A 10,263-nucleotide genomic window follows, 5' to 3' on the forward strand; every position below is an offset into this window, starting at 1 on the left:
GGGACGATTCCGCTCGGCGGTTCTTTTGACCCGGTCAAACCATGTCCGCCGGCTGGCGTAAATCCCGCTGTTGGGGAATTGTGACAATGGGCGCCGCGGGCTCGGTGCGGCTTTGCATCGCGGCGTGTCAATATAATAATTGTTTACTTTCAATGTGTTGGTGTGGCCTGGCGTAAATGTTTTGTGACAGCGTTTGTCATAAAACCTTCATCCGGCCATCGCGGTTCTGTAACACAGAATGGCTAAAGTGGCGTCCGACGAGATCAACCGATTTCGCGCCCTATTCGTTCGTACGATTTGGAGGACCCACCTATGAGGAAGACCCTGGCCGTTGCGGCCGTCGCCCTTGCGACCGTTTCCTTCGCTGGCGCTGCCCAGGCCCGCGACCAGATCCGCATTGTCGGTTCGTCGACTGTTTACCCGTTCACCACCGCGGTGGCTGAACAATTCGGCAAGGCCGGCAAGTTCAAGACCCCGGTCGTCGAATCCACCGGTACCGGTGGCGGCTTCAAGCTGTTCTGCGCCGGCGTCGGCCCGGACCATCCGGATCTGACCAACGCTTCGCGCGCCATCAAGAAGTCGGAGATGGAAGCTTGCGCCAAGAATGGCGTGGCTGATGTTGTCGAAATGAAGGTTGGCTATGACGGTATCGTGCTGGCTTCTTCGAAGAAGGCCAAGCATATCGACGTCACCCGCAAGCAGTTGTTCCTGGCCCTGGCCAAGGAAGTGCCGGTCAACGGCAAGCTGGTCGAAAATCCCTATACCACCTGGAATCAGATCGATCCCAGCCTGCCGGCCAGCAAGATCGAAGTGCTGGGCCCGCCGCCCACTTCCGGTACCCGCGACGCCTTCTTGGAACTGGTGATGGAACACGGCGCCGAATCGTTCCCGGAAATCAAGGAACTGAAGAAGAGCGACGAAAAGGCCTTCAAGAAGGTGTTCTCGTCCATCCGTGAAGACGGCGCCTATGTGGAAGCCGGCGAGAACGACAATCTGATCGTGCAGAAGCTGGACGCCAACGCCAACGCTTTCGGCATTTTCGGCTATTCCTTCCTCGACCAGAACGGCGACAAGCTGCAGGGTGCCATGGTCGACGGCGTTGCCCCGACCTTCGAAGCCATCGCTGCCAGCAAGTACCCGGTGTCGCGTCCGCTGTTCGTTTATGCCAAGAAGGCCCATGTGGGTCAGATCCCCGGCATCAAGGAATACCTGGCCGAATACACCTCGGAAAAGGCTTGGGGCAAGTCCGGCTATCTGGCCGACAAGGGCCTGATCCCGATGCCCGATACCGAGCGTAAGGAACAGGCCTCCAAGGTCAATGCCCTGGAAGCTCTGAAGATGTAATGTGTCTGGCGGCTGCCCGGTGACGGGTGGCCGCCATTTCCTTGGTTTGTTACTTTTCCCGCTTGCTCCCGCACCGCATTTTCGGTGCTGAACCGCCAACCCGACGGATCCCATGCAGCTTCTCACCTTGATGGTCGTCTTGCTGTTGCTGACGATGTTCGGCTATCGCCTTGGCCGCAGCCGCGCCTTGGCCTCGGCCAGTGGCAATCCGCGCCTGTTGCACTCGTTGCCCTCTTATCACGGCTATTACGTCGCCCTGTGGTGCGGTCTGCCGGCGGTGTTCATCCTCGCCGCCTGGCTGGCGCTGGAACCCAGCATCCTGCACGGCATGATCATGGCGTCGTTGCCGGCCGATTTGCAGGGCTTGTCGGAAGAACGCCTGGCGCTGGTCTATAACGAGGTTCGCAACGTCGCTCGTTACGGCCATGTGCCCAGCCTGCCGGCCGTGGGCGATGCCGCCCAGCATTACAACAACATCCGCACCACCATGTTCTTCTCGGTGGCGGCGGCGTCGCTGGCCTTGGCGGTGGCGGCCCTGGCTTACGCCCATCGCCGCATCCATGCCGATCTGCGCGCTCGCAACCGGGTCGAGGCGGCGGTCAAGGTGTTCTTGGTGGCGGCGTCCACCATGGCCATTTTCACCACCATCGGCATCGTCATGTCGTTGCTGTTCGAAAGCTTGCGCTTCTTCCAGTCGGTGTCGCTGTTCGACTTCCTGTTCGGCGTCCAGTGGAGCCCGCAGATGGCGATCCGCTCGGATCAGGTGGGCAGCTCGGGGGCGTTTGGCGCTGTACCGTTGTTTGCCGGCACCCTGCTGATTTCGGGTATCGCCATGCTGGTGGCGGTGCCGCTGGGATTGCTGTCGGCGATCTATATGTCGGAATACGCGGCGCCGAAGTTCCGGGCCGTGGTCAAGCCGTTGCTGGAAGTTCTGGCCGGTATCCCCACCGTGGTCTATGGCTTCTTCGCCGCGCTGACCGTGGCTCCGTTCATCCGCGATGTCGGTCATCAGGTCGGCCTGACGGTGGCGTCTGAAAGCGCCCTGGCCGCCGGTCTGGTCATGGGCATCATGATCATTCCGTTCGTGTCGTCCCTGTCCGACGACGTCATTAACGCGGTGCCGCAAAGCTTGCGTGAGGGGGCCTATGGCTTGGGCGCCACCAAGTCGGAAACCATCCGCCAAGTGGTCATTCCGGCGGCGCTGCCCGGTATCGTCGGCGGTGTGCTGCTGGCTGCCAGCCGGGCCATCGGTGAAACCATGATCGTGGTGATGGCCGCCGGTCTTGCCGCCAATCTGACGGCTAATCCACTGGAAGCGGTGACCACCGTCACCACCCAGATCGTCACCTTGCTGGTCGGCGATCAGGAATTCGACAGCCCCAAGACGCTTGCCGCCTTCGCCCTGGGTTTGGTGCTCTTTACCGTCACCTTGGCCCTGAATGTCGTCGCGCTGCACATCGTCAATAAATACCGTGAAAAATATGACTGAGGCCGTCCCCATGGTTGAAAGAACCGCTGTTATCAGTCCCACCCAGGCAGCTGCCGGCCGACTGAAGCAACGTTACGCCGCCGAACGCCGCTTCAAGGCCTTGGGCATCTCGGCCATCGCCTTGGCCCTGGGCTTCCTGGCCATGTTGCTGGTGACCATCTTGGGCAACGGCTTGACCGCCTTTGTGCAAACCAACGTTCGCCTTGATGTGACCTTGGATGCCGAGACGCTGGGGGTGGATGCCGTCAACCCCAGCGCTGACGCCCTGGGCGCGGCCAATTACGGCCAGGTCATCAAGAACGCCATGTACAAGGCGTTTCCCGCGGTGGAAGGCCGGGCCGAACGGCGTCAGCTGGCCGCCCTGGTGTCATCGGGGGCCGATGTGTCCTTGCGCAAGGTGCTGGTGGCCAATCCTGGCTTGCTGGGGACCACGCAAAGCATTTGGCTGACCGCCGATGACGATGTGGACATGGCCATGAAAGGGCATGTGTCGCGCCAGGCCGGGGCCGAAGGCAACCGTCTGACCGACAATCAGTTGGCCTGGCTGGACCAACTGGAACAACGCGGCGACGTCGCCAAGAAGTTCAATACCGCCTTGTTCACCACCGGTGATTCGCGTGAACCGGAACAGGCCGGTCTATGGGGCGCGGTGGTCGGTTCGTTCTTCTCGCTGTCGATCACGCTTTTGGTGTGCTTCCCGCTGGGGGTGGCGACCTCGGTCTATCTCGAGGAATTCGCCCCCAAGAACCGTTGGACCGATCTGATCGAAGTCAACATCAACAATCTGGCGGCGGTGCCGTCGGTGGTGTTCGGTCTGCTGGGACTGGCCATTTTCCTTAACTTCTTCGGCTTTCCGCGCTCGGCCCCGCTGGTTGGTGGTCTGGTGCTGGCGCTGATTTCGCTTCCCACCATCATCATCGCCGGCCGCGCCGCCATGAAGGCGGTGCCGCCGTCGATCCGCGAAGCGGCGTTGGGCCTGGGCGCTTCCAAGTTGCAGATGGTCACCGATCATGTGCTGCCCTTGTCCATGCCCGGCATCCTGACCGGCACCATCCTTGGCATGGCCCATGCGTTGGGCGAGACGGCGCCGTTGCTGATGATCGGCATGGTCGCTTTCATCGTCGATATTCCGGCCAGCCCGCTGGACCCGTCGGCGGTGCTGCCGGTGCAGGTCTATTTGTGGGCGGACAGCCCGGAACGCGCCTTCGTCGAGCGGACTTCGGCCGCCATCATGGTGCTGCTGTTCTTCCTGGCGATGATGAACGTCGCCGCCATCTTGCTTCGCAAGAAGTTCGAACGTCGCTGGTAGGATGTGATCCATGAATGCCAACACCGCTTCCCCTTCCCAGGCCGACCGTCGTCTGGCCAAGGTTTCCGCTCGCGACGTCAACGTCTTTTATGGTCAAAAGCACGCTTTGAAGCATGTGGATCTGGATATTCGCGCCAATGACGTCACCGCTTTGATCGGTCCGTCGGGGTGTGGCAAATCCACCTTTCTGCGCTGCATCAACCGCATGAACGATCTGATCGAGAACGCCCAGGTCACCGGGTCGCTGAATTTGGATGGCGACGACATCTATGACCGCAATATCGACGTGGTGCAGTTGCGCGCCCGCATCGGCATGGTGTTTCAAAAGCCCAATCCGTTCCCCAAGTCGATCTATGACAATGTCGCTTATGGCCCGCGTATCCATGGCATGGCCCGCGACCAGGCCGAGTTGGACGAGATCGTCATGGGCAGCCTGGAAAAGGCTGGTCTGCTGGCCGAGGTCAAGGACCGTCTGGAAGAGACCGGCACCGGCCTGTCGGGTGGTCAGCAGCAGCGCCTGTGCATCGCTCGGGCCATCGCCGTCGCCCCCGAGGTGATCTTGATGGACGAACCGTGTTCGGCCCTCGATCCCATCGCCACCGCCAAGGTCGAGGAACTGATCGACGAATTGCGTGAGAACTTCACCATCGTCATCGTCACCCATTCCATGCAGCAGGCGGCCCGCGTGTCGCAGCGCACGGCGTTCTTCCATCTGGGCGAGCTGGTGGAAGTGGGCGACACCGAGCAGATTTTCACCAATCCCCAGCACCCGCTGACCCAAGGCTACATCACAGGCCGCTTCGGCTGAGGACGATCCCATGAGCGACCATACCGTCAAGTCCTACGACGAAGAACTGGCCCATCTGACCAACATCATCGCCCGCATGGGCGGGATGGCCGAGGCCCAGTTCGCCGCCGCCCTGCAAGCGCTTTCCAAGCGTGACAGCGATCTTGCCGCCCGTGTGGTGGCCGGCGATACCCGCGTCGATGAGCTGGAGCACGAGGTGCAGCAATTCACCGTCCGCCTGTTGGCCCTGCGCCAGCCGGTGGCTTCGGACTTGCGCCATATCGTCGCCGCCCTCAAGATCAGTTCCGAGTTGGAACGGGTGGCCGATTATGCCGCCAATGTGGCCAAGCGCTCGCTGGTGCTCAACCAGTTGCCGCCGGTCAAGCCGGTGAGCGCCGTGCTGCACCTGGCCCATATCGTTCAGGAAATCCTCAAGGATATTCTGGACGCCTATATCGAGCGCGACGTGGAAAAGGCGGTGCGGGTGTGGAACCGGGACGAAGAGGTGGACGACATGTACACCGGCTTGTTCCGCGAGCTGATCACCTACATGATGGAAGACCCGCGCACCATCACCGCGTGCACCCATCTGATGTTCATGGCCAAGAATATCGAACGCATTGGCGATCATGCGACCAACATCGCCGAAACCCTGCATTTCCTGGTAGTCGGCACGCCCCTCAAAGGCGAACGGCCCAAGGGCAATACCATGGATACCGAGTGAGCCACCGACATGGATATGAAGCCGCTTATTCTGATCGTCGAGGACGAGGCCGCCCTGGCCACCATGCTGCGTTACAACCTGGAAAAAGAAGGCTTTCGCGTCTGCGAGGCCGGCGACGGCGAAGAGGCGTTGACCCTGGTGGCCGAACGCAAGCCCGATCTGGTGGTGCTGGATTGGATGTTGCCCAGCCTGTCGGGCATCGAGGTCTGCCGCCAGTTGCGTCGCAAGCCGACGACCCGCGAATTGCCGATCATCATGCTGACCGCGCGTGGCGAGGAGGGCGACAAGATTCGCGGCCTCAATACCGGCGCTGACGATTACATGACCAAGCCGTTCAGCCTGCCCGAACTGATGGCCCGCATCCGCGCCATGCTGCGCCGGGTACAGCCGGTGCCGCAAAAGGGCATGCTGCAATATGGCGATATCGCCATGGATCTGGCCGCCCATCGGGTCACCCGCGGCGACCGGCCGGTGCATCTGGGGCCGACCGAGTTCCGTCTGCTGCAATTCTTCATGCAGCATCCCGGCAACGTGTTCTCGCGCGAGGAATTGTTGAACGCGGTGTGGGGGCCGGACATCTATGTCGAGCCGCGCACCGTCGATGTCCATATCCGCCGCCTGCGCAAGGCGCTGAATGGCGACAACGAAAGCGACATCATCCGCACCGTGCGCGCCGCCGGCTATGCCCTGGATTCGGAACAGGCGGCCTGATTGATGACCGGAACCCTGGTCTGTGTCGTCGGCCCTTCGGGGGCGGGCAAGGACAGCGTCATGGCTGCCGCCCGCGCTCTGTTGGGCGATGATGACCGGGTGGTGTTTCCGCGCCGTATCCTCACCCGTCCGGCCGATGCCGGCGGCGAGGATCACGTGGCGGTCACCCCGGAAAAGTTCGTTTGCTTGCGCGATGGCGGCGCCCTGGCATTGCATTGGGAAGCCCACGGCATCGCCTATGGCATCGCGGCGACGATAGCCGACGACTTGGCCGCCGGCCGGGCCGTGGTCGCCAATATCTCGCGCACGGCCATCCCCGCCGCTCGTGCCGCCTATGACGCCATCGTGGTGGAAATCACCGCCGATGCGCAGGTGCTGGCCCGCCGCTTGGCTGGCCGTGGCCGCGAAACCGCCGCGGACATCGCCGGCCGTCTGGCCCGCGCCTCGGCCCTGGCCATCGAAGCCGACGAAACCATTATCAATGACGGCGCATTAGAGGAAGCGGCGCAAGCCTTCGCCGCGATTTTGAAACGCGCCTGCCGCTGAGACCGTGGTCGCTCTTCGCCGGTGATACCGCCGCGACATGGAAAAAGGCCGCCCGGTGCCGGGCGGCCTTGCAACGCTGTTTCCTGAAAGAATCAGGCGGCTTTGCTGGCGATCACCTTGGCGAAAACCGTCAGGGCGGCGTCGTAGACTTCGGTCAGGGCCGCGTTGCCGTCTTGGCTGGCGGCGGCGCGCAAGGTCTGGATTTCCGCCTCGGTTTCCTTGGCGGCGGCAAACACGTCCTCGCCTTTCAATTCCTTCCCGCCCAGATTGAAATAATCGTTGGTCTTGACCCGGGCTTCAGCCTGGCGCTCAGCGCTGCTGATCCCCTTGCCGGCGACGATAAGGCGTTCGAGAAAGGCTTGGGATTTGCTCATGTCATTCTCCATGGCGCGCCAAGCCGCTTAGTGCGACCGACGCGCACGTCCGGCACAACATCATTGTGTGTCGTCAATGACAGGCTACACGCTAAATACTGCCCGGACTATGCACATATAACGTGCCAAAAAATATATCCATGTGGATTTTTAATTACATGAATGTAATCAGTGGTTTGACTATATTTTTCGCTAAGTGGATTTATTTATTTATTCAATCAGGTTGTTTTTGCTGAAAATATCTTGCTGAACACCAGCGGCAGCAACAGCCGCGCCACCGCCACCCATTCGGGCGCTCAGGGCTCGCTGACCGCTCCGCCGTGCAGCGAAGGCGCAAATCGAAGCGTTGCACCAAGGCCTGGGAAACCGGGCCTTGGTTTCGACCACCTTTGGCAGGCTGCGCACTAACTCGGGGTGATCCCGTCTTCCTGCTGTCGCGTCTCAAGGCCGCGCAGATGTGTTAATGCCGGCGCATTACCGGACGGTCGTCAGAGGCCAGCAGCACGACCAAGCCGACCACCGGGCTGAACAGGAACGAAATCAGGAAATTACCGAAAAAGCCGAAACGCTTGTTGCGGCCCAACAGCGCGATCAGCCAGGAAAAGGCAATCCAGAAGAACATGAAGCCGGGGTGGAAGAAGAAGGTCATCTCACGGTTTCCTTTCACTGGCGGCGGGGCCGCTGGGCGTCTGGGCTGCGTCGTCTTGTTGTTGACGGTTCAGCGGCTTTTTGTAGGCGGCGACGGCTTTGAATTCGATGCCGTCATGGCGCAGAACATAGGCCACGGTATCGGTAATCAAGCCATTGGCGTCAAAGACCATCTTGCCGGTGGCGCCGATGAACGGCGCTTCATAGCGCAAGATGCGCAAGGTGTCGGCGATGGCGGCGGCATCGCGCTTGCCGGTTCGGTTGGTGGCGATGGCCAGGACCTTGACCGCATCAAAGCCAATGGCCGCCAACTGGCCGGGGGGGTGGTCGGCGATTCGGCTGAAATCGTCGCGCAGGCGCAGCCCCTCGGGCGTCAACTGGCCGTCATCGAACAACGACACCGTCACCACGTTGCGCATGGCGTCGGCGCCGGCCTGACCCTCGACTTCGTTGCTGTACAGGTATTCCGGCCCCAAGATCGGCATGGTGAGCCCCAACTGGCGGGCGCGAGCGATGAAATTGGCCGAATCGCTCATGGATGACGAGGTCAGGAAAAAGGCATCGATGTCGCTGGCCTTGAACAGGGTGTTGTCGAGGAGGAACAGCAACAGATCGTCAATGGATTTACTTCCGGCCAGCCGGTCGCGGTGCAAGATGGCGCCGCCTTGCTGGGCCAGGGCCGAACGAAACCGATCGGTGGTTTCCTGGCCATAGCTGGAATTGTCCGACAGCACCACCATGCGCTTCCAACCTTGCGAATGGGCGTATTCGGCCAGCACCGCCGCATTGTCGGCATTGCTGGGCTGCAAGGCGAATGTCAGGTCCAGGCGGTGGTTGCTGAGCGAGGTGGCGGTGGCATGGGTGGCCAGAAATAACTTGCCGTGACGATCATAGACGGCGCTGGCCGGCACCGCCGTCACCGACGAGCCATGACCGATGACCGCCAGAACCTCGGGCATTTCGCCGATCTTGGTGGCTTGGCGCAAGGTTTGGGCCACCAGCTTGTCCAGTTGCACCTGATCGGTATAGGCCGGTTCCATGAACAGACGTTCGCTCACCGGATATCCCAAGATGCCGCCATCGGCGTTGACCTGGGCGATGGCGATGCGAACGCCAGCCAGGAAATCCTCGGCATCCTGATCGGGGGAATAGACCACCGCCAGTTCGATGCTGTCATCCATCGGGGTATTTTGCCGCCAAGACAACGTCGCGGCGATGGCCGCGGCGGCCACGACCAGCACGGCCAGCGCCGCGATGATTCGCCACGGATAACGCGGCGCGGGCGGCGGCGTTTCGCGGGCGGGCGGCTTCGTGGCCGGCGGTGCCGGATCTGGGGGGGCGGCGATGGCCATGACGCTCAGCGATCGCCGCCCAAGATGATCGGCAGACCGTCCTTGCCGGCGCCGATGACCACGGTCTTGGCATTGGCCGAGGTGGCCAGATCACGGGTCGCCTGCACGCCCTGCCAGCGCAACAGGTCCGGGGTCAGGCTTTTGCCGATGATCTGCTGATAGGTCTGGATGCCTTGGGCCTCGATGCGCTTGCGGTCAGCCTCTTTTTGTTCGATGGACAGGCGGTACTGGAACGCTTTGTCTTCTTCGTGCAGGGCCAGCTTGCGTTCAATGGCGTCGCGCACGGTGGCCGGCAGATCGACGGATTTGACCAACACGTCATCAATCAAGATGTAACGGTTTTCCATCTTCGACAGGCTGCTGACCACCACCGATTCCAGAAAACCGCGATGGCTGGTATAGACCTCTTCCGGGCCGTATTGGCCAACGGCGCGGCGTAGCGCCGCCTCGGTCTCGGGGAAGACGACTTTTTCCACGTAATTGGGGCCGACGGCCACATGCAGCAACGGCAGCATGCGGATGTCGGGCTGATAGCGGATGGCCACCTTCAATTTGACCGGCAGGCCGCCATTGGTCAGCAACGAATATTCCTGTTCGCGCGTTTGCAGGCGAACGTCATAGACGTGCATGGTGTTCCACGGCCAGATCAGGTGGACGCCTTCGCTGTAGATGTTGCCCTGGTCGGTACCGGAAAAGAAGCTGTACAGCACGCCGGCTTCACCGGATTCGATGGAAATGACCATGCGTTTCCACAGCAGGATGCCGGCCATGGTCAGGGCCAGCGACAGCAAGACGGCCATGGTTCCGTGCAGCAGGCGCTGCTGGCGGGATTCCCGTTCCAGTTCCAGCTCTGCGTAGTCGTCGTCCAAATCAGCCATGAGGCTGTCTTACCCCCAAGTCGTTCCTGCGCGTATTATGCGTGAACGGCGCGCATCGCACCAGCCTCGTTCGCCGTTGTCGGTCAAACAAAATCCTTGCG

The 10,263-nt window shown here is 61.4% G+C and carries 11 protein-coding genes; 7 read left to right on the top strand and 4 right to left on the bottom strand.

Annotation, left to right across the window (positions count from 1 at the left end; genetic code table 11):
• The first annotated feature begins 312 nt into the window (after positions 1–312).
• From KEC16_RS01120 to phnN, 7 genes are all read left to right on the top strand, one after another.
• Positions 313–1,344 carry a PstS family phosphate ABC transporter substrate-binding protein gene (locus KEC16_RS01120; protein ID WP_211545815.1) on the top strand — a complete coding sequence of 344 codons (1,032 nt, stop codon included), beginning with the start codon at positions 313–315 and terminating at the stop codon, positions 1,342–1,344.
• A 112-nt stretch (positions 1,345–1,456) separates the two neighbouring features.
• On the top strand, positions 1,457–2,833 hold the full coding sequence (gene pstC / locus KEC16_RS01125; protein ID WP_211545816.1) for a phosphate ABC transporter permease subunit PstC: 1,377 nt from the start codon (positions 1,457–1,459) through the stop codon (positions 2,831–2,833).
• A gap of 10 nt (positions 2,834–2,843) precedes the next feature.
• Positions 2,844–4,142: a phosphate ABC transporter permease PstA gene (pstA, locus tag KEC16_RS01130; protein ID WP_211545817.1), complete on the top strand. Its 1,299-nt coding sequence runs from the start codon at positions 2,844–2,846 to the stop codon at positions 4,140–4,142.
• Positions 4,143–4,152: 10 nt separating this feature from the next.
• Positions 4,153–4,950 (top strand): phosphate ABC transporter ATP-binding protein PstB, encoded by a 798-nt coding sequence (gene pstB, locus KEC16_RS01135; RefSeq protein WP_211545818.1) that lies wholly within the window; start codon positions 4,153–4,155, stop codon positions 4,948–4,950.
• A 10-nt stretch (positions 4,951–4,960) separates the two neighbouring features.
• A complete protein-coding gene (gene phoU / locus KEC16_RS01140; RefSeq protein ID WP_211545819.1) occupies positions 4,961–5,653 on the top strand; it encodes a phosphate signaling complex protein PhoU in 693 nt (230 codons plus the stop codon).
• A 15-nt stretch (positions 5,654–5,668) separates the two neighbouring features.
• A complete protein-coding gene (phoB, locus tag KEC16_RS01145; protein WP_211545820.1) occupies positions 5,669–6,364 on the top strand; it encodes a phosphate regulon transcriptional regulator PhoB in 696 nt (231 codons plus the stop codon).
• 3 nt (positions 6,365–6,367) lie between these two features.
• The gene (gene phnN, locus KEC16_RS01150) at positions 6,368–6,910 is read left to right on the top strand and encodes a phosphonate metabolism protein/1,5-bisphosphokinase (PRPP-forming) PhnN (protein ID WP_211545821.1); all 543 of its coding nucleotides are present in this window, start codon (positions 6,368–6,370) and stop codon (positions 6,908–6,910) included.
• Positions 6,911–7,002: 92 nt separating this feature from the next.
• Here the strand turns inward: phnN and KEC16_RS01155 are convergent, their stop codons facing one another.
• The 4 genes from KEC16_RS01155 to KEC16_RS01170 form a co-directional block, all read right to left on the bottom strand.
• Positions 7,003–7,284, bottom strand: coding sequence for a hypothetical protein (locus KEC16_RS01155; protein WP_211545822.1), 282 nt, complete (start codon positions 7,282–7,284; stop codon positions 7,003–7,005).
• A 460-nt stretch (positions 7,285–7,744) separates the two neighbouring features.
• Positions 7,745–7,933, bottom strand: a complete 189-nt coding sequence (locus tag KEC16_RS01160; RefSeq protein WP_211546366.1) for a hypothetical protein — start codon at positions 7,931–7,933, stop codon at positions 7,745–7,747.
• Between the two features lies 1 nt (position 7,934).
• Positions 7,935–9,284 carry an ABC transporter substrate-binding protein gene (locus KEC16_RS01165; RefSeq protein WP_211545823.1) on the bottom strand — a complete coding sequence of 450 codons (1,350 nt, stop codon included), beginning with the start codon at positions 9,282–9,284 and terminating at the stop codon, positions 7,935–7,937.
• Positions 9,285–9,289: 5 nt separating this feature from the next.
• Positions 9,290–10,162: a prohibitin family protein gene (locus tag KEC16_RS01170; protein ID WP_211545824.1), complete on the bottom strand. Its 873-nt coding sequence runs from the start codon at positions 10,160–10,162 to the stop codon at positions 9,290–9,292.
• Positions 10,163–10,263: the final 101 nt, after the last annotated feature.

Origin of the sequence: Magnetospirillum sulfuroxidans (assembly GCF_018224925.1) — a bacterium.
Classification (GTDB): Bacteria; Pseudomonadota; Alphaproteobacteria; order Rhodospirillales; family Magnetospirillaceae; genus Magnetospirillum; species Magnetospirillum sulfuroxidans.

Bases quoted from the DNA above. Each gene is read 5' to 3' on its own strand.
- pstA (WP_211545817.1), top strand. From the start codon at position 2,844: ATGGTTGAAAGAACCGCTGTTATCAGTCCCACCCAGGCAGCTGCCGGC.
- KEC16_RS01160 (WP_211546366.1), bottom strand. From the start codon at position 7,933: ATGACCTTCTTCTTCCACCCCGGCTTCATGTTCTTCTGGATTGCCTTT.
- pstC (WP_211545816.1), top strand. From the start codon at position 1,457: ATGCAGCTTCTCACCTTGATGGTCGTCTTGCTGTTGCTGACGATGTTC.
- KEC16_RS01155 (WP_211545822.1), bottom strand. From the start codon at position 7,284: ATGAGCAAATCCCAAGCCTTTCTCGAACGCCTTATCGTCGCCGGCAAG.
- KEC16_RS01170 (WP_211545824.1), bottom strand. From the start codon at position 10,162: ATGGCTGATTTGGACGACGACTACGCAGAGCTGGAACTGGAACGGGAA.
- KEC16_RS01120 (WP_211545815.1), top strand. From the start codon at position 313: ATGAGGAAGACCCTGGCCGTTGCGGCCGTCGCCCTTGCGACCGTTTCC.
- phoB (WP_211545820.1), top strand. From the start codon at position 5,669: ATGAAGCCGCTTATTCTGATCGTCGAGGACGAGGCCGCCCTGGCCACC.
- phoU (WP_211545819.1), top strand. From the start codon at position 4,961: ATGAGCGACCATACCGTCAAGTCCTACGACGAAGAACTGGCCCATCTG.
- KEC16_RS01165 (WP_211545823.1), bottom strand. From the start codon at position 9,284: ATGGCCATCGCCGCCCCCCCAGATCCGGCACCGCCGGCCACGAAGCCG.
- phnN (WP_211545821.1), top strand. From the start codon at position 6,368: ATGACCGGAACCCTGGTCTGTGTCGTCGGCCCTTCGGGGGCGGGCAAG.
- pstB (WP_211545818.1), top strand. From the start codon at position 4,153: ATGAATGCCAACACCGCTTCCCCTTCCCAGGCCGACCGTCGTCTGGCC.